Annotated in this window: 17 protein-coding genes; 9 read left to right on the plus strand and 8 right to left on the minus strand. The window is 72.9% G+C overall.

What is annotated here, in order from left to right; genetic code table 11:
* Nucleotides 1-90: 90 nt before the first annotated feature.
* The 5 genes from SAM23877_RS07545 (at nt 91) to SAM23877_RS07565 (ending at nt 4,469) form a co-directional block, all read left to right on the plus strand.
* Nucleotides 91-678 (plus strand): pyridoxamine 5'-phosphate oxidase family protein, encoded by a 588-nt coding sequence (locus SAM23877_RS07545; RefSeq protein WP_053128171.1) that lies wholly within the window; start codon nt 91-93, stop codon nt 676-678.
* A 3-nt stretch (nt 679-681) separates the two neighbouring features.
* The gene (locus SAM23877_RS07550; RefSeq protein WP_053128177.1) at nt 682-1,392 is read left to right on the plus strand and encodes a L,D-transpeptidase family protein; all 711 of its coding nucleotides are present in this window, start codon (nt 682-684) and stop codon (nt 1,390-1,392) included.
* A gap of 91 nt (nt 1,393-1,483) precedes the next feature.
* Nucleotides 1,484-2,866 carry a ferredoxin reductase family protein gene (locus SAM23877_RS07555; protein WP_053128179.1) on the plus strand — a complete coding sequence of 461 codons (1,383 nt, stop codon included), beginning with the start codon at nt 1,484-1,486 and terminating at the stop codon, nt 2,864-2,866.
* A gap of 27 nt (nt 2,867-2,893) precedes the next feature.
* Nucleotides 2,894-3,676, plus strand: coding sequence for an FMN-binding protein (locus SAM23877_RS07560; protein WP_053128181.1), 783 nt, complete (start codon nt 2,894-2,896; stop codon nt 3,674-3,676).
* A gap of 55 nt (nt 3,677-3,731) precedes the next feature.
* Complete coding sequence (locus SAM23877_RS07565; RefSeq protein WP_063796812.1) at nt 3,732-4,469, plus strand: FAD:protein FMN transferase; 738 nt, start codon at nt 3,732-3,734, stop codon at nt 4,467-4,469.
* A gap of 329 nt (nt 4,470-4,798) precedes the next feature.
* On the opposite strand, the gene SAM23877_RS07570 is transcribed toward SAM23877_RS07565, so the two are convergent.
* Genes SAM23877_RS07570 through argC form a run of 5 tightly spaced genes read right to left on the minus strand, consistent with a single transcriptional unit; the run spans nt 4,799 to nt 9,632 of the window.
* Nucleotides 4,799-5,338, minus strand: a complete 540-nt coding sequence (locus tag SAM23877_RS07570; RefSeq protein WP_053128183.1) for an arginine repressor — start codon at nt 5,336-5,338, stop codon at nt 4,799-4,801.
* A 7-nt stretch (nt 5,339-5,345) separates the two neighbouring features.
* Nucleotides 5,346-6,554 (minus strand): acetylornithine transaminase, encoded by a 1,209-nt coding sequence (locus SAM23877_RS07575; RefSeq protein ID WP_053128184.1) that lies wholly within the window; start codon nt 6,552-6,554, stop codon nt 5,346-5,348.
* On the minus strand, nt 6,551-7,459 hold the full coding sequence (gene argB / locus SAM23877_RS07580) for an acetylglutamate kinase (protein WP_053128187.1): 909 nt from the start codon (nt 7,457-7,459) through the stop codon (nt 6,551-6,553). Before argB ends, SAM23877_RS07575 begins: the two co-directional genes overlap by 4 nt.
* Nucleotides 7,456-8,607: a bifunctional glutamate N-acetyltransferase/amino-acid acetyltransferase ArgJ gene (gene argJ / locus SAM23877_RS07585; protein ID WP_053128189.1), complete on the minus strand. Its 1,152-nt coding sequence runs from the start codon at nt 8,605-8,607 to the stop codon at nt 7,456-7,458. Before argJ ends, argB begins: the two co-directional genes overlap by 4 nt.
* A complete protein-coding gene (argC, locus tag SAM23877_RS07590; protein WP_053142253.1) occupies nt 8,604-9,632 on the minus strand; it encodes an N-acetyl-gamma-glutamyl-phosphate reductase in 1,029 nt (342 codons plus the stop codon). Before argC ends, argJ begins: the two co-directional genes overlap by 4 nt.
* Nucleotides 9,633-9,784: 152 nt before the next feature.
* Here argC and SAM23877_RS07595 point away from each other — a divergent pair, with 152 nt between their 5' ends.
* On the plus strand, nt 9,785-10,279 hold the full coding sequence (locus SAM23877_RS07595; RefSeq protein ID WP_053128191.1) for a MarR family winged helix-turn-helix transcriptional regulator: 495 nt from the start codon (nt 9,785-9,787) through the stop codon (nt 10,277-10,279).
* The gene (locus SAM23877_RS07600) at nt 10,276-10,731 is read left to right on the plus strand and encodes a helix-turn-helix domain-containing protein (RefSeq protein ID WP_053128193.1); all 456 of its coding nucleotides are present in this window, start codon (nt 10,276-10,278) and stop codon (nt 10,729-10,731) included. The genes SAM23877_RS07595 and SAM23877_RS07600 overlap by 4 nt, the downstream gene beginning before the upstream one ends.
* An 82-nt stretch (nt 10,732-10,813) precedes the next feature.
* Here SAM23877_RS07600 and SAM23877_RS07605 read toward each other — a convergent pair whose 3' ends face one another.
* A complete protein-coding gene (locus tag SAM23877_RS07605; RefSeq protein ID WP_053128199.1) occupies nt 10,814-13,288 on the minus strand; it encodes an alpha-L-arabinofuranosidase C-terminal domain-containing protein in 2,475 nt (824 codons plus the stop codon).
* A 139-nt stretch (nt 13,289-13,427) separates the two neighbouring features.
* On the opposite strand from SAM23877_RS07605, the gene SAM23877_RS07610 reads away from it, so the two are divergent.
* Nucleotides 13,428-13,880: a DUF6314 family protein gene (locus SAM23877_RS07610; RefSeq protein ID WP_053128201.1), complete on the plus strand. Its 453-nt coding sequence runs from the start codon at nt 13,428-13,430 to the stop codon at nt 13,878-13,880.
* Here SAM23877_RS07610 and SAM23877_RS07615 read toward each other — a convergent pair.
* Together SAM23877_RS07615 and SAM23877_RS07620 are read right to left on the minus strand one after the other, a co-directional pair.
* Nucleotides 13,877-14,473, minus strand: coding sequence for a histidine phosphatase family protein (locus tag SAM23877_RS07615; protein ID WP_053128203.1), 597 nt, complete (start codon nt 14,471-14,473; stop codon nt 13,877-13,879). The two genes, SAM23877_RS07610 and SAM23877_RS07615, sit on opposite strands and share 4 nt — an antisense overlap.
* Nucleotides 14,474-14,566: 93 nt before the next feature.
* Nucleotides 14,567-16,003: an aminotransferase-like domain-containing protein gene (locus SAM23877_RS07620; RefSeq protein WP_053128205.1), complete on the minus strand. Its 1,437-nt coding sequence runs from the start codon at nt 16,001-16,003 to the stop codon at nt 14,567-14,569.
* Between SAM23877_RS07620 and SAM23877_RS07625 the strand changes: the two genes are divergently transcribed.
* Nucleotides 16,002-16,964: a DMT family transporter gene (locus SAM23877_RS07625; protein ID WP_053128212.1), complete on the plus strand. Its 963-nt coding sequence runs from the start codon at nt 16,002-16,004 to the stop codon at nt 16,962-16,964. The genes SAM23877_RS07620 and SAM23877_RS07625 overlap by 2 nt on opposite strands.

Genomic DNA, 16,964 nt, shown 5'->3' on the forward strand with positions numbered 1-16,964 from the left:
CTTTGCATGAGTATGCAGAGCTCTGCATGATTCGTCAATCTCGCAGGCGGGCGGGACGGGCCCGACTCCCGCGGCGCATACTCCTTGGACATGGGAAAGACTTACGCGGGTATAGACGGCAGACTCCGCTCCTTCATCGAGGCGCAGCCCGTCTTCTTCACCGCCACCGCCCCCCTGTCGGGCGACGGCACGGTCAACCTCTCCCCCAAGGGCCTCACCGGCAGCTTCGCGGTGCTCGACGAACTCACCGTGGCCTACCTCGACTTCGCCGGCTCCAATGCCGAGACCATCGCCCACCTGCGCGAGAACGGGCGGATCACCCTGATGTGGTGCGCCTTCCAGGGCCCGCCGAACATCGTCCGCGTGCACGGCCGCGGCGAGCCGGTCTTCCGCGACGACCCCCGCTTCCCGGAGCTGCTCAGCCGTTTCCCGGACATCGACACCTCCGCGCACGGGCTGCGCGCCATCATCGTCGTGACCGCCGAACTCGTCCGCGACACCTGCGGATACGCCGTCCCCTTCATGGCCTACGAGGCGGACCGCGACCTGCACGGCAAGCGGTTCGCCCGGGAGGACGACACCTCGCTCAGCGACTACTTCACCAAGAAGGAGCACGTGGCGACCAGCCTGGACGGCCTTCCCGGGCTGCCGTTGCCGCTGCCCCCGTCTACCGTCTGAGCCATGCGCCCCGGTGTCCTCACCGCCCTCCTGTCCGCCTCGCTGCTCGTGCTCGGTGCCGCGCCCTCCGGCGGTCCCGCGTCCCGGCCGCTCCCGGCCCGGATGGCGGACACCGGCGGCGGCACCCAGCTGATCACCGCGGTCGCGCCGGGCACCGGGTCGACCGAGGGCCGGGTCACCTGGTGGGACCGCAGGGGCGGCGGCCGCTGGGTGAAGGCCGGTTCCGCCCCCGCCCGCTTCGGGGCCAACGGACTGGCCGACGGGGCGACGCGCCAGCAGGGCACGAGCACCACCCCGACCGGGCTGTACGACCTGCCGTACGCCTTCGGCATCCGGACGGCGCCGCGCGGGACGGCGTACCGGTACCGCGCGGTGCGCCCGGACTCCTGGTGGTGCCAGGACAACGACTCGCGCGCCTACAACCGCTGGACCGAACCGCGCCCCGCCGACTGCCGCGCCGCCGAGGCCGAGCACCTGATCACCTACTCGGCGCAGTACGCGCACGCCCTGGTCGTCGGCTTCAACTACCAGCGCCCGGTGCGCGGACGCGGTGCGGGCATCTTCCTGCACGTGAACGGGGCCGGGGCGACCGCCGGCTGCGTGTCGGTGCCCGCGGAGGCGATGCGGCGGATCCTGCGGTGGGCCGACCCGGCGGCCGCGCCGCACATCGCGATCGGGACCTCGGGCGGGGCGACGGCGATCACGCGCTACTGAGTGGTGACAGGAGTACCGCGACGGCCTGAACGCTCGGGTGGCGCGGCGCGTATCTGTGGGCCAAGGGCCACGTCCCACGGAGGAACCAACCGTGACCACCACGCTCGCCGGCGGCCGTGCCGCCCGCCGACAGACGATGCGGCGCATCCGCCCGCGCCGCTCCCCCGCCGTCCCCCTGCTGCTCGCCGTGTGGGCGGGCGCGGCGGGCGTGTTGTGGCTGTGGTGGCGCAACACGCCCGCCATCTCCGACGACACCGGCAGGATCATGAACGCCGGCCGGATCACCGGACTGCTCGCCGGATACCTGATGGCCCTGGTGGTGCTCCAGATGGCCCGCGTGCCGGCCCTGGAGCGGCGGGTGGGATCCGACCGGGTCGCCCGCTGGCACGCCATGACCGGCCGCTACACCCTCTGCCTGATCCTCGCCCACGTCTTCCTGATCATGTGGGGTTACGCCGCCCAGGCCGGCAAGGGCCTCGGCGACATCGTCCAGCAGACGATCGACTCCGTGAACCAGCTCCCGGACCTGGGCAAGGCCGCCATCGGCACCGGTCTGCTGGTGCTCATCGGACTGCTCTCCGCCGCCCCGGTACGCCGCCGGATCCCGTACGAGGCCTGGTACCACGTGCACCTGCTCACCTACGTCGCCGTGTTCCTGGTCTTCTGGCACCAGCTGACCACCGGCAACGACTTCGCCGTCGAGCCGGTCGCGAAGACCGTCTGGTACGCGCTGTACGGGTCGGTGACCGCGCTCGTGCTCTGGTACCGCTTCCTGACCCCCCTGCGGCTCAACCTGCGGCACCGGATGCGGGTCGAGGCGGTCATCGAGGAGACGCCCGGCATCGTGTCGGTGCTGATCGGCGGGCGCCGGCTGCACCGGATGGGCGCGGAGGCCGGCCAGTTCTTCCGCTGGCGGTTCCGGGCGCCGGGGATGCGGTTCAGCTCGCACCCGTACTCGCTGTCGGCGGCTCCGCGTCCGGACATGCTGCGGATCACGGTGAAGGCGATCGGCGACCACAGCGCCCGGCTGCGGGAACTGGAGCCCGGCACCCGGGTGTGGGCGGAGGGCCCGTACGGCGCCCTGACCGCCCAGCGCCGCAGCCGCGGCAAGGTGCTGCTGGTGGCGGGCGGGGTGGGGATCACGCCGATGCGGGCCCTGTTCGAGACGCTGCCCGGCGCGTCCGGTGACATCACCCTGCTCTACCGGGCCAACAGCACCCAGGACCTGGCCCTGTGGGACGAGCTCGCCGGGATCGCCGACGAGCGCGGGGCCCGGCTGATGTACGCGGTCAACAGCCCGGACGGAGAGCGTCCGGACATCTCGGCGGAGACCCTCAGCCGCAAGATCCCGGACGTCGACCGCCACGACGTCTTCCTGTGCGGGCCGCCCGGCTTCGCCCAGTCGGTGTACGAGGCGCTGCGCGGCGCGGGTGTCCCCGCCCGCCGTATCCACCACGAGTCGTTCGAGATGTGAGCGACGGACATCAGGAGTCCAGGACAGATGAGGAAAAGCCACCCCGTTCGGCGCGCCGTGCTCGCCGGCGCCGCGACCGTGTCCGGGATCGTGCTGCTGCTGTCGCTGAAACCGGCGTCCGACCCGGGCGCCGCCTCGGCGGCGGGCGGTGCCCCGCCGGTGGCCGCGCAGTCCCCGCAGGGCGGCCGGGGCGCGGGGTCCGGCACGGTCACGGGTGACGTGGCCCGCACCGAGTACGGGCCCGTGCAGGTCCGGCTCACGGTGGCCGACGGGCGCATCACCGGCGCGGAGGCCGTGCAGGCGCCCAAGGGCGGACGCAGCGACCAGGTCACCGCCGACGCCGTACCCCAGCTCAACCGTGCCGCCGTCGCCGCAGGCAACGCGGACATCGACGCCGTCTCCGGCGCCACCTACACCAGCGCCGGATACAAGCAGTCCCTCCAGTCCGCGCTGGACAAGGCGGCCGCGGGGTCCGCCGGGCAGGGCTCCGGCGGACAGGCCTCCGATGGGCAGGACTCCGACGGTGCGGCCCAGGGAACCCTGACCCTCACCGGCTCCGTCGCGCAGACCCAGTACGGGCCCGTGCAGGTCCGGGTCACCGTCAGCGGTGGGCGCATCACCGGCGCGGAGGCCCTCCAGGCGCCCGAGGGCGGACGCAGCGACCAGGTCACCGCCGACGCCGTACCCCAACTCAACCGAGCCGCAGTCGCCGCCGGAAACGCGGACATCGACGCCGTCTCCGGCGCCACCTACACCAGCGCCGGATACAAGCAGTCCCTCCAGTCCGCGCTGGACCGGGCCGGTGGCTGACACCGTGACCGGGCCCACTCAGGCTCCCGCCGCGGTGCGTCACGTGGAGGAGACGATGGGGACCGTCTTCTCCTTCGACGTCCGCGGCGGGGAACCCGCGGCGGTCCGCGCGGCGCTGGACGAGGCGGTCGCGGGGCTGCACCGGGTGGACGAGGTGTTCAGCACCTACCGGGCCGACAGCCAGATCTCGCGGCTGGCCCGCGGTGAGCTGACCGTCGACGCGTGCGCCCCCGAGGTCGCCGAGGTGCTGGGGCTGGCCTCGGAGGCGGAGCGGGTGAGCGGAGGCTGGTTCAGCACGTCGTACCGGGGCCGTCTCGACCCCACCGGGATCGTCAAGGGCTGGGCGGTGGAGCGAGCCGCGCGGCGGGTCGCTGCGGCCGGGGCGAGGGGCGTCAGCGTCAACGGCGGCGGGGACGTGCAGGTGCTCGGGACGCCGGGAGCGGCGCGGCCGTGGCGCGTCGGGGTGTCGGACCCCCTGCGCCCGGGTGGGCTGGCGGCCGTCGTCTCCGCCGCGGCAGCGGCCGAGCTGGCCGTCGCGACGTCCGGTTCGGCGGAGCGGGGCGCGCACATCGTCGATCCGCGCACGGGGCGCTCCGCGATGACCGACCTGGTGGCGGTGACGGTGGTCGCGCCCCGGCTGACCTGGGCGGACTGCTGGGCGACGGCGGCGTTCGCGATGGGGTCGCGGGAGGGACTGCGGTGGCTGGAGTCCCTCGACGGGGTCGAGGCGCTGCTGGTGACGTCGGGGGACGAGGTGCGGTGCACGGGAGGTCTGGCGAGATGGCTCGGCTGAGGCCGCGGGGCGCCCCCGGCGAGGCCCTTGGACGAAGGGCACGGGCCCGTACCCACGGGTGACTCCGACGCGGGCCCAGGGGACCTGAGCGCGGACCTTCTGGCTTGGGTGACTCCGGCGCGGGCTCGCCGGTCACTCCGGCGCGGGCCTCGGGGGCCCCGGGTGAGACCCACGGGAGAGCGGTTCGGGGTGCGTCTCCGAGGGGCGACCGCAACGCCTCAGGGGCGCGGGGAACTGCGCGACCAGCCACGCACCACCCGCACCCTGCATCCGACAGCCACCCCCGCCGCGTCGGGCGCCGGCGCCACCCACCCGCCGCGGCGCAGCCCTCAGTGCCCGTTCTGAGCCAGCCGCAGCAAGTGGTCCGCGAGCGCCTGCCCACCCGTCGGCTCCCGGCTGATGAGCATCAGCGTGTCGTCGCCCGCGATCGTGCCCAGGATGTCGTGGAGTTCCGCCTGGTCGATCGCGGAGGCCAGGAACTGGGCCGCCCCCGGAGGGGTCCGCAGGACCACGAGGTTCGCCGACGCCTCCGCGGAGATCAGCAGCTCCGCGGAGAGCCGCCGCATCCGCTCCTCCTTCGCCGACTCCCCGAGCGGCGCCCGCGGGGTGCGGAAGCCGCCCTCGCTGGGCACCGCGTAGATGAGGTCGCCGTCGGTGTTGCGGATCTTCACCGCGTTCAGCTCGTCCAGGTCCCGGGAGAGCGTCGCCTGCGTGACGGTCAGCCCGTCGTCGGCGAGCAGTTTGGCGAGCTGGCTCTGCGAGCGCACCGCCTGCCGGTTGAGGATGTCCACGATCCGGCGGTGACGCGCGGTGCGGGTCTGCGGTACGGCAGCCCCACCGGTCTGCTCGTGCTCCTGCGCCTGGCTCATCGTCGTCTCATTCTCCGGATCGTCCGTCCCCGTGGGCCGCCCGGGCGGCCTGGTCAAGGATGCCGGGCAGTGCCCCGAGGAACGCGTCCACCACGTCGTCGCCGACGTTCAGCGGCGGCATCAGCCGTACGACATCGGGCGCGGGCGCGTTCACCAGGATTCCGGCGTCCTGAGCCGCCTGCTGCACCTGGGCTGCGAGCGGCTCGGTGAGCACGATACCCAGGAGGAGTCCGGCGCCCCGGAGGTGGCCGATCAAGGGGTGGCCCAGCGCCTCCACGCCGCCGCGGATCTTCTCGCTCTGCCGCTTGACGTTGTCCAGCAGGCCCTCGTCCGCGATGGTGTCGAGCACGGCGAGTCCGGCGGCGCAGGCCACCGGGTTGCCGCCGAAGGTGGTGCCGTGCTGGCCGGGCCTCAGGAGGTCGGCGGCCCGGCCGAAGGCGACCGTCGCGCCCAGCGGCAGTCCGCCGCCGAGGCCCTTCGCGAGGGTGACGACGTCCGGCAGCACACCCTCGTGGGCCTGGTACTCGAACCAGTGCCCGGTCCGGCCGACACCGGTCTGCACCTCGTCCAGGACGAGCAGCGCACCGGTGGCGGCGGTGATGGCCCTGGCCGCCTTCAGGTAGCCGGGGGGCGGGACGACGACGCCGTTCTCGCCCTGGATCGGCTCGATGACGACGAGGGCGGTCTCCTCGGTGACCGCGGCCGCGAGCGCCTGCGCGTCGCCGTACGGCACGTGCGTGACGTCACCGGGCAACGGCAGGAAGGGCTCCTGCTTGCCGGGCTGGCCGGTCAGCGCCAGGGCGCCCATGGTGCGGCCGTGGAAACCGCCCTGCGTGGCGACCATGTGCGGCCGGCCGGTGAGCCGGCCGATCTTGAAGGCGCCCTCGTTGGCCTCGGCGCCGGAGTTGCAGAAGTACACCTTGCCGTCGCGGCCGAAGCGCTGGAGCAGCCGTTCGGCGAGCAGGACGGGCGGCTCGGCGATGAAGAGGTTGGAGACGTGGCCGAGGGAGGCGATCTGCCGTCCGACCGCCTCGACCACGGCGGGGTGGGCGTGGCCCAGCGCGTTGACCGCGATGCCGCCGACGAAGTCCAGGTACTCCTTGCCGTCGGCGTCCCAGAGCCGGGTGCCCTCGCCGCGGACCAGGGGCAGGCGCGGCGTGCCGTAGTTGTTCATGAGCGCGCCCCGCCACCGCTCGGTCAGCTCTTCGTTGCTCACGGCTCCCCCTGTTCGTCCGGCACGACCATCGTGCCGATGCCCTCGTCGGTGAAGATCTCCAGCAGGATCGAGTGCTGGACCCGGCCGTCGATGACGCGGGCGGTGGTCACGCCGTTGCGTACGGCGTGCAGGCAGCCCTCCATCTTCGGCACCATGCCCGAGGACAGGTCCGGCAGCAGCTTCTCCAGCTGGGAGGCGGTGAGGCGGCTGATCACCTCGTCGGAGTTCGGCCAGTCCTCGTAGAGGCCCTCGACGTCGGTGAGGACCATGAGAGTCTCGGCGCCGAGCGCCGCAGCGAGTGCCGCAGCCGCCGTATCAGCATTGACGTTGTAGACATGTCCGTCGTCCTGGGAGCGGGCGATCGAGGAGACGACCGGGATCCGGCCGTCGGCGAGCAGCGCCTCGATGGCACCGGTGTCGAGTTCGGTGATCTCGCCGACCCGGCCGATGTCGACGGGCTCACCGTCGATCTCGGGCCGGTGCTTGGTGGCGGTGAGGGTGTGCGCGTCCTCGCCGGTGAGGCCGACGGCGAGCGGCCCGTGCTGGTTGAGCAGGCCGACCAGTTCGCGCTGCACCTGTCCGGCCAGCACCATCCGTACGACGTCCATGGCGTCCTCGGTGGTGACGCGCAGGCCGGCCTTGAACTCGCTGACGATGCCGTGCCGGTCGAGGGCGGCGCTGATCTGCGGGCCGCCGCCGTGCACGACGACGGGCTTGAGGCCGGCGTGGCGCAGGAAGACCACGTCCTGGGCGAAGGCGGCCTTCAGGTCCTCGTCCACCATGGCGTTGCCGCCGAACTTGATGACGACCGTCTTCCCGTGATGCCGGGTCAGCCAGGGCAGCGCCTCGATGAGGATCTGGGCCTTGGGGAGCGCGGTGTGCTTCCGCGTGGGTCCGTTGCTCATGACGAGTACGCGCTGTTCTCGTGGACGTAGTCGGCGGTGAGGTCGTTGGTCCAGATGGTGGCGGTGGCGTCGCCGGCGGCGAGGTCCGCCACGATGTGGACCTCGCGGTAGCGCATGTCGACCAGCTCGCGGTCCTCGCCGACGCCGCCGTTCTTGCAGACCCGGACGCCGTTGATGGCGACGTTGAGGCGGTCGGGCTCGAAGACGGCGGAGGTCGTGCCGATCGCGGAGAGCACGCGGCCCCAGTTGGGGTCCTCGCCGTGGAGGGCGCACTTGAGGAGGTTGTTGCGGGCGATGGTGCGGCCCACCTGGACGGCGTCCTCCTCGGTCGCGGCGTTCACGACCTCCACCTTGATGTCCTTGCTGGCGCCCTCGGCGTCCCGGATGAGCTGCTGGCCGAGGTCGTCGCAGACGGTGCGCACGGCCTCGGCGAAGTCGTCGTACTCCGGGGTGACGCCGGAGGCTCCGGAGGCCAGCAGCAGCACGGTGTCGTTGGTGGACATGCAGCCGTCGGAGTCGATCCGGTCGAAGGTGACCCGGGTGGCGTCGCGCAGGGCACGGTCGAGCACGGCGGTGTCCGCGTCGGCGTCGGTGGTGAGCACGACGAGCATGGTGGCGAGCCCCGGCGCGAGCATGCCGGCGCCCTTGGCCATGCCGCCGACGGTCCAGCCGCCCCGGGTGACGACGGACGTCTTGTGCACGGTGTCGGTGGTCTTGATGGCGATGGCGGCCTTCTCGCCGCCGTGCTCGGAGAGCTGCCCGGCGGCGGCCTCCACGCCCGGGAGCACCTTGTCCATGGGCAGCAGTACGCCGATCAGTCCCGTCGAGCAGACGGCGACCTCGCCCGCCCCCGTCCCGAGCACCTCGGCGGCCTTCTCGGCGGTGGCGTGGGTGTCCTGGAAGCCCTGGGGGCCGGTGCAGGCGTTGGCGCCACCGGAGTTGAGGACCACGGCGGACACCTGCCCGCCCTTCAGCACCTGCTCGGACCAGAGGACCGGCGCGGCCTTGACGCGGTTGGAGGTGAAGACGCCCGCGGCGGCGCGGCGGGGTCCGGTGTTGACCACGAGGGCCAGGTCGGGGTTGCCACTCTCCTTGAGCCCGGCCGCGATGCCCGCCGCCGTGAATCCCTTCGCTGCCGTCACACTCACGGCGCAACTCCGATCGTCGTCAGTCCCGTGGTCTCGTCGAGACCCAGGGCGATGTTCATGCTCTGGACGGCACCGCCCGCGGTGCCCTTGGCCAGGTTGTCGATGGCGCTGATGGCGATGATGCGGCCCGCCGCGGCGTCGTACGCGACCTGGACCTGAACGGCGTTGGAACCGTAGACGGACGCGGTGGCGGGCCACTGGCCCTCGGGCAGCAGGTGCACGAAGGGCTCGTCGGCGAAGGCCTTCTCGTAGGCCGCGCGGACGGAGTCGGCGCTCACGCCCGGGCGTGCCTTGGCGGTGCAGGTGGCGAGGATGCCGCGGGGCATCGGCGCGAGGGTCGGGGTGAAGGAGACGGAGACGGCCTCGCCGGCGACCGCGCCGAGGTTCTGCATCATCTCGGGGGTGTGCCGGTGGCCGCCGCCGACGCCGTACGGCGACATGGAGCCCATGACCTCGCTGCCCAGCAGGTGCGGCTTGGCCGCCTTGCCCGCGCCGGAGGTGCCGGACGCGGCGACGATCACGGCCTCGGGCTCGGCCAGCGACGCGGCGTACGCCGGGAAGAGCGCCAGCGACACGGCGGTCGGGTAGCAACCGGGCACCGCGACACGCTTGGACCCCTCCAGCGCGGCGCGGGCACCCGGCAGTTCGGGCAGCCCGTAGGGCCAGGTGCCGGCGTGCGGGGAGCCGTAGAACCGCTCCCAGTCACCGGCGTCCTTCAGCCGGAAGTCGGCGCCCATGTCCACGACCAGCACGTTGGGCCCGAGCTGCTCGGCGACGGCGGCGGACTGCCCGTGCGGCAGCGCGAGGAACACGACCTCGTGCCCGCCCAGCACCTCGGGGGTGGTCGCCTCCAGGACCCGGTCGGCCAGGGGAAGCAGGTGCGGTTGCAGCGCGCCGAGCCTCTGTCCCGCGTTGGAGTTGCCGGTCAGGGCGCCGATCTCGACCTCGGGGTGCGCGAGGAGCAGGCGCAGCAGCTCACCGCCCGCATACCCACTCGCTCCGGCCACCGCCGCACGTACCGCCATGACGTCCTCCATCCTTGATGGCATGACTATACGTAGACACGCACGTTTATGCAACGCGTCCGCGCGACGCACCCGCACTCCGACCGCCCCGGAACGGCACCCCGGCGCAATAAAGTAGCCATAGCTATAATAGCTATGTACTCTAAATTGCCATGAGCGAGGCTTCTCCGGGCCCCACGCCCGGCTTCCTGGTATGGCGGCTCGCCAACAAGTGGCGCGTCGCGGTCGACCGCGCGCTGGCTCCGCTGGGCCTCACCCACGCGCAGTACGCGGTGGTGGCGTCGCTGTACGGCATGCAACGCGCCGGCGAGCGGCCCAGTCAGCGCCGGCTCGCCGACCACACCGGCCTGGAGGCCCTCTACGTCTCCAAGCTGGCGCGCGCCCTGGAAGCGGCCGGCCTGGTCGAGCGCACCCGCGATCCCCGCGACCCGAGGGCCGTGCAGCTGGCCCTCACCGAGCAGGGCCGGGCCGTGACACAGCGGGCGATCACGGTGGTGCGGGATCTGCTCCAGCGGTTGCTGGAGCCGCTCGGCGGCCTCGACGCACCCCGCACGCGCACGTTCACCGAGGAGCTGGAGACCCTGCTCGGCACACCTCTGGCTCCACCCGTACCGCACGACGAGAGCTCTCAGGGGGAGAGACCATGACCGACGACGCACCGACCACCGCACCCGTCGCGGACTCCCGGGCACTCGCCCTGGCCCACTACGCCGCCCGCGGCGTGCTGGAGCACGTCCTGGCCCGGCACGACATCACGTTCCAGCAGCATGTCACCCTCCGCGCGGCCGTCACCGCGGCCGCTCCGCAGACGCCGCAGGACCTCGCCGGCCAGGTCCGCGAGAGTCTCAAGGCCGACCCGGCGGGCATCCGCGCCACCGTCGACGAGCTGCTGGCCGCGCGACTTCTCGTCGCGGACGGCTCGCACCTGCGCCCCACGGACTCCGGGCGCGGACTGCTCGCGGCCGTGGGCGCGGAGGTCGCCCCCGTCTCCGCCCGCATCTGGGGCGGGATCCCGGCCGAGGACCTGGCGGCCGCGGGCCGCGTTCTCGCCCTGGTCGCCGAGCGCGCCGACGCGGAACTGGCGGGGCTGACCGCCTGACGGCCGCGCCGGCGTTCGCCGGGTTCGAGAGCCTGGGACGACCGCGTGTGCCGGTGAGGCCGTCCCAGGTCCGCACGGACGGCTACCGCTGCCTGATCCGCAGGAACGTCACCGAGTTCGCCGGGAAGGTGTAGGTGAACTTCCCCGCCACTCCCGAGAAGGTCGACGTCACCGGGGTCACCGGCGTGTCCGTCTCGGTGTTGACCGCGTCCTGGTCGGCGGCCAGCGTGGTGACCCGGGCCCTGGAGGCGACCTTCGCGCCGCCGAGGTCGACGGCGGTGCGGGCCGCGGCGTCCTGGGCGTTGACGACCTTGACGATCAGCTCGCCCGTCCGCTCGTCCTCGGTGACGATCTGACGGAACGGCTCGGCCGGCTTGTCGTCGGTGAAGCTGCCCCACTCCTGGCCGTCGAGGTACAGGGTCACCTGGCGGCCCCGCACCTTGATGTCGATGTCGTAGGCGCGGCCCGTCTCGATCGAGCCGGCCTTCGACAGGAGCGTCGACCTGCCGCCGTCAGAGGCCTGTTCGACCGCGGACCGGGTGTTGTTCCAGCCGCCCAGGTTCCACCAGTAGTAGTTGCCGGTGTCCTTGACTCCGAAGGCGACGAGGAAGCCCTCCTTGCCGGACTTCTTGGTCGCCCTGACGTGCAGGTCGTAGTCCTTCCAGGCCGGGTCGCCGGCCGTCACGAGAGTGTTCTCGGCGGCGGTGTCCGTCTGGACGTACTCGCCGTCCCGCACGCTCCAGCTGCCCGCGCCCGTGGGGGTCCACTGCGACGCGTCACCGGAGAAGTCGTCGGACAGGAGCGTCCGGCCGTCCGCCGACACCACCTTCACGTCGTCGTACGCCGCGCCGGTCGCCCAGGTCGACAGGCCGACGGCGCCGGTGATGGGGCCGCTGACGGCCGGTGTGCCGGTCGCCTCCGAGGGGACGACGCGGTCGCCGGTGTTGTTCATGAAGAGCTTCTGGACCTCGTAGTTGGCCGAGTTCCAGGAGGCGTGGTTGTTGAACCAGATCATGTCCGGGCTCCACTGCACGTAGTCCTCGTTGGCCAGCAGCGGGGCGTAGGAGGCGAGCTTGACGATGTCGGCGTTGCGCTCCAGGCCGGTCATGAAGGCGGCCTCGGACAGGGCGTTCTTCCAGGCGTTGCCCTGGGAGGCGTACTCGCCGAGGAAGACCTTCGGGCCGTTCCTGTCGTAGGCGTCGTAGCGGTCGTTGTTCTGCAGGAACCACTGCGGGCTGTTGTAGTAGTGCTCGTCGACCAGGTCGACGCCGGCCTCGCGGTTCAGCTGCCAGGCGGTGTCGAAGGTGGCGCCGGAGTCGTCCGGGCCGGAGTTGGAGACGACCGTGATGTCCGGGTACCGCGCCTCGATCGCGGCGCGGAACTCCTTGAAGCGGGCCATGAACTCCCGGGGCAGGTTCTCCTCGTTGCCGACGCCGATGTGGGTGAGACCGAAGGGCCGCGGATGGCCCATCTCGGCACGCTTGGCGCCCCACTCGCCGGTACGGGGGCCGTTGGCGAACTCGATGAGGTCCAGGGTGTCCTGGATGTGCCGCTTCAGGAGTGCGTCGTCGTCGGTGGCCTTGTTCTGGCCGCACCCGGTGACCAGGGCGGGGACCACGGGCAGCGGCATGGCGCCGATGTCCTCGGCGAAGCGGAAGTACTCGTAGTAGCCGAGGCCGTAGCTCTGGTTGTAGCCCCAGAAGTTGGCGTTGGTGGCGCGCTCCTCGACCGGCCCGATGGTGTCCTTCCACTGGTAGCTGCGCGCGCGCTGCCAGCCGCTCTCCTCGCTGTAGTCCTCCATCGAGCCGGTGTTGACCAGGCAGCCGCCGGGGAAGCGCAGGAAGCCGGGGCGCAGGGCCTCGATCTTCTCCGCGAGGTCCTTGCGCAGACCGCCCGGCTGCCCCTTGTAGGTGTCGCGGGGGAAGAGGGAGACCATGTCGAGTGCGGCGGGGGCGGTGGTGGCGACGGCGAGCCGGCCGCGGTTGCTGGTGCGGCTCGCGGTGAAGGTGGCGGTGTACTTGCGCCACTCCCCCTCGGCGGCCACCCGGCGCACCTGCGCGAGGGTGCCGGTGGCGTCCCGCAGGGCGACGGTGAGCGTGGTGCCGCTCTCGGCGCGGGCCCACACCGAGAAGTCGTACCTCTTGCCCTTCTCCACCCGGATGCCGGTGTTGTAGCCCGCGTTGGCGACGGACGAACCCGCGCCGAGGGAGAGGTAGTTGCGGTTGCGCTCGTTGAGGCGGCCGGCGTCGTCCACCACGTCGGCCGTGCCGTCGACCGCCCAGGAGGTGAGCGGCGTGTAGGAGGCGTTGTCGGCGGTGGAGTACTCGAAGGACCGGTTCTGCACGAGTTCGGCGTACAGACCGCCGTCGGCGGCCCGGTTGATGTCCTCGTAGAAGACGCCGTACATCGTGTCGTCGATCGCGGCGCCCTCGGCGGACGGGTCGACGGTGATCGCGTAGTCGGTGACGGCCTCCGCGTGGGCCGGCGACGGCAGCAGGGCCGAGGCCGCCAGGAGGGCGGTGACGCTGAGACCGAGTCTCCAGCGGGTGCGTGACATGGATACTCCGCGGCTCTCACTAGGTCGTTCGAAATATCGGACATTGGTCAGCACTTCGAACGGCAAGATAGGGAGGGGGTGGAGGCGCGTCAATGGGTCGCGCGGCAACCAGGGGGCGGGAGACGGAAAGCGGGTGGAAATGGGCGAGTTGTGGCCGGTACCGGATGTGCTGGCGTATCTCGCGGGCCGGTGGCGCACCGAGCGGTCGGTGCGCGACCTGGCGAGCGGCGCCGAGGGCCGCTTCGAGGGGGTCACGGAGTTCGGCGCGCTGGCCGGCGGCGGGCTGCTGAGCCACGAGTCCGGCGCCTTCACCTGGCAGGGCGTGACCCGCCCCGCCGAGCGGACCCTGCGCTACGAGCCGGGGGCCGCTCCGGGCACCGCCGACGTGCGCTTCGCGGACGGCCGGCCCTTTCACGGGCTGGACCTGACCACGGGGCACCACGTGACCGACCACCCCTGCTCCGCCGACCTCTACCGGGGCGAGTTCACCGTCCGGGACCGGGACCGTTGGCGGACCGTGTGGCGGGTGGGCGGCCCCGCCAAGGACCTGCTGCTGACGACCGATCTCCTCCGCGAGAAGCCGAGTTGCTAAATTCCGGAGGCCCTGGAGGAGGTCCCGCCTTCGAAGCGGAGGTGCCAGCGGCCCGCACGGCCCGTGACGGTGGTCGTGGAGAGGGGCCGGACGTCCAGGTTCCAGTACGTCGCGGGCGGCGCCCTGAGCACGTACACCAGCGCGGCCCGGATCACGGACGGTTCGGCCACCGCGACGATGCGGTCGCCGTCCTCGCCGGGACGTGTGTCGAGCCAGCCGCCGACCCGGGTGACGAACGCGACGAGCGATTCCCCGCCGTGCGGGGCCGAGCGCGGGTCGGCGAGCCAGGCGTCGACGGCCCCCGGCTCACGCGCCATGGCCTCGCCCACCGTCATCCCGCGCCAGCGGCCCATGTCGCACTCGCGCAGGGCGACCTGCACCAGCGGGGCACACCCCAGGGCGTCCCCGGTGGCACGGCTGCGCGGCGTGGGCGAGCAGTAGCGCAGCTCGGCCGCCGCGAGCGGCAGCAGGTCACGCGCGGCGCGCAGCGCCTCGTCCCAGCCGGCCTGGTCCAGGGGCCGGTCGTCGTCGAAACGCTCCGCGAGCAGCGGTGAGCCGCGCGCGGCCGCGACGAACGTGACCCGAAGCGCCATGCGGTGATGGTGCTGCGCACAGGTGCGCAGGTCAAGAGGTGTTACCTGCGGTCGTCGTGGAGAACGCCCCCGCCGATCCCTCGTCCCAGCCCGTCAGCCCCACACCTCGGTGCAGGCCGTGCGCAGCCGCCGTACCCCTTCCGCGATCTCACCGGTGCCCGCGACCGCCGCGAAGCTCAGCCGGAGATGGGCGGCGGGGGGCTCGGCGCTGAAGTACGGACGGCCCGGGGTGATGGCGACGCCCGCGCGCAGGGCCGCCGAGGTGAGCGCGGCCTCGTCCGTGCCCTCGGGCAGGCGTGGCCACAGGTGATAGCCGCCGGAGGGGATGTGGGGCAGGGACACCTCGGGCAGGTGCAGCCGCAGCGCGGACGTCATCGCCTCCCGGCGGGCCCGCAGCTCCGCCGACACGGCGCGCAGATGGCGTGGCCAGGCGGGCGAGCCGACGAGTTCCAGCGCCGCTTCCTGGAGCGGACGGGGCACGAAGAAGGTGTCGACGATCTGGATGGCCCGCAGCCGCTCCAGCACCGGCCCGCGCGCGACCAGGGCGCTCACCCGGAAACTGGGCGAGGTCGCCTTCGTCAGCGAGCAGACGTGGACCACGACACCGTCCGGGTCGTCGGCGGCGAGCGGGGCGGGGAGCGGGCCCGCGTCCTCGTGCACCAGCCGCCGCACGAAGTCGTCCTCGACGACGAAGGCACCGGCCTCGCGGGCGATGCGCAGCACCTCGCCGCGCCGCCCGGGGGCGAGCACGGCACCGGTCGGGTTCTGGAACAGGGGCTGGCAGACGAAGACGCGAGCGCCGGTCGCCCGGAAGGCGTCGGCGAGCAGGGCCGGCCGCACACCGTCCGCGTCCACCGGGACCGGCACCGGACGCAGGCCGGCCGCCCGCGCGATGGCCAGCATGCCGGGGTAGGTCGGTGACTCGACGAGGACGGGGGCGCCCGGCGGGGCGAGCGCGCGCAGGGCGGTGGTCAGCGCGGACTGGCCGCCCGCCGTGACCAGCACCTCCGCCGCCGTGATGGCCCCGCCGACGCTGCGCGCGAACCACTCCCTCAGCTCCGGCAGTCCCTCCATGGGCGGCCGGCCCCACGCCCCGGGACGCCGTCCGGCCCGCGACAGGGCCGCCGCCATCGCCCGCTCCGGCTGGAGCGAGGGGTGCAGGTAACCGCCGTTGAACTCCACCACGCCGGGCGGTGGGGCGGCCAGCGAGACCAGCACCCCGGAGGCGTCCACCGAGCGCGGCACGAGGTCGGCGGAGCCCTCGGCGCTGAGCGTCACCTCCTGCCAGGAGGTGTCCCCGGCGGGCGCGGCCGAGGGGCGCGGCCGGGCCCGGAAGGCGCCGGCGCCGGGACGGGTGACCACCAGCCCCTCGGCGGCCAGCTGCGCCAGGGCGCGGGAGACGGTCACCGGGCTCACCCGGAACCGGTCGACCAGGACCCGGCTGGACGGGAGCTTTCCGCCGGGTGAGTAGCGGTCGAGTTCTCGCCGCAGCTTGTTCGCCAGGTCAGAGACGCTGCTACGCTCTTGCATGAGAGCACAGAGTAGCGCTACCGCACCGCCTCGGATAGCAGTCACCGATCCGGGCCCGGCGGTCGGCGGCAGGTCCCTCGGCACACTCCAGGCCGCCCTCGGGGTGGTGGCCTTCTCCCTCACCTTCCCCGCCACCGCCTGGGGCCTGGAGGGCTTCGGCCCGTGGTCGCTGATCTCCGTGCGCAGCATCCTCGCCGCGGTGATCGCCGGTGGCTGCCTGCTGGCGGTGGGGCTCCCCCCACGCGAGCGAGGCCGAGCGTGGGGGAGGGTGCCGCTGCCCGAGCGGCGGCACTGGTTCGGGCTCGCGGTGGTCGGCGCCGGGGTCGTCCTGGGCTTCCCCCTGCTGACCACGCTCGCCCTGCGGACCTCGACCACCGCACACGCGGCCGTCGTGGTCGGCCTGCTTCCGCTGACCACCGCCCTGCTGTCCGCCCTGCGCGTCGGCAGCCGCCCCTCGCGCGGCTTCTGGATCGCCGCGCTGGCCGGCGCGGCGGCGGTGGTCGCCTTCACCGTGCAGCAGAGCGGGGGCGCCCTCACGGCGGCGGACGCCTACCTGTTCGCGGCGCTGCTGGTGTGCGCGGCCGGCTACACGGAGGGCGGCCGGCTGGCCCGGGTGATGCCGGGGTGGCAGGTCATCGGCTGGGCGCTGGTGCTGTGCCTGCCGCTGACCGTGCCCATGGCCGCCGTGGCCCTGTCGTTCGAGCCGGTGCACCTGACCGCGCACAGCGTGAGCGGGCTGCTGTGGGTGGCGGTCGGCTCGCAGTTCCTCGGCCTGGTCGTCTGGTACCGGGGCATGGCGGCCATCGGCATTCCGAAGGCCAGCCAGTTGCAACTGGCCCAGCCGCTGCTCACACTGGTGTGGTCGGTACTTCTCCTGGGCGAGCACCTGACGGTGGCCGCTCCACTGACGGCCGCGGCGGTCCTGGTGTGCATCGCGGTCACCCAGCGGGCCCGGGGTTGA

The organism is Streptomyces ambofaciens ATCC 23877 (genome assembly GCF_001267885.1).
Lineage (GTDB): Bacteria > Actinomycetota > Actinomycetes > Streptomycetales > Streptomycetaceae > Streptomyces > Streptomyces ambofaciens.

Coding starts and splice junctions, on each gene's coding strand:
- SAM23877_RS07600 (WP_053128193.1), top strand. CDS start 10,276: ATGACCGACGACGCACCGACCACCGCACCCGTCGCGGACTCCCGGGCA.
- argB (WP_053128187.1), bottom strand. CDS start 7,459: ATGAGCAACGGACCCACGCGGAAGCACACCGCGCTCCCCAAGGCCCAG.
- SAM23877_RS07595 (WP_053128191.1), top strand. CDS start 9,785: ATGAGCGAGGCTTCTCCGGGCCCCACGCCCGGCTTCCTGGTATGGCGG.
- SAM23877_RS07605 (WP_053128199.1), bottom strand. CDS start 13,288: ATGTCACGCACCCGCTGGAGACTCGGTCTCAGCGTCACCGCCCTCCTG.
- SAM23877_RS07565 (WP_063796812.1), top strand. CDS start 3,732: ATGGGGACCGTCTTCTCCTTCGACGTCCGCGGCGGGGAACCCGCGGCG.
- SAM23877_RS07560 (WP_053128181.1), top strand. CDS start 2,894: ATGAGGAAAAGCCACCCCGTTCGGCGCGCCGTGCTCGCCGGCGCCGCG.
- SAM23877_RS07570 (WP_053128183.1), bottom strand. CDS start 5,338: ATGAGCCAGGCGCAGGAGCACGAGCAGACCGGTGGGGCTGCCGTACCG.
- SAM23877_RS07545 (WP_053128171.1), top strand. CDS start 91: ATGGGAAAGACTTACGCGGGTATAGACGGCAGACTCCGCTCCTTCATC.
- argC (WP_053142253.1), bottom strand. CDS start 9,632: ATGGCGGTACGTGCGGCGGTGGCCGGAGCGAGTGGGTATGCGGGCGGT.
- SAM23877_RS07625 (WP_053128212.1), top strand. CDS start 16,002: ATGAGAGCACAGAGTAGCGCTACCGCACCGCCTCGGATAGCAGTCACC.
- SAM23877_RS07615 (WP_053128203.1), bottom strand. CDS start 14,473: ATGGCGCTTCGGGTCACGTTCGTCGCGGCCGCGCGCGGCTCACCGCTG.
- SAM23877_RS07550 (WP_053128177.1), top strand. CDS start 682: ATGCGCCCCGGTGTCCTCACCGCCCTCCTGTCCGCCTCGCTGCTCGTG.
- SAM23877_RS07620 (WP_053128205.1), bottom strand. CDS start 16,003: ATGCAAGAGCGTAGCAGCGTCTCTGACCTGGCGAACAAGCTGCGGCGA.
- SAM23877_RS07610 (WP_053128201.1), top strand. CDS start 13,428: ATGGGCGAGTTGTGGCCGGTACCGGATGTGCTGGCGTATCTCGCGGGC.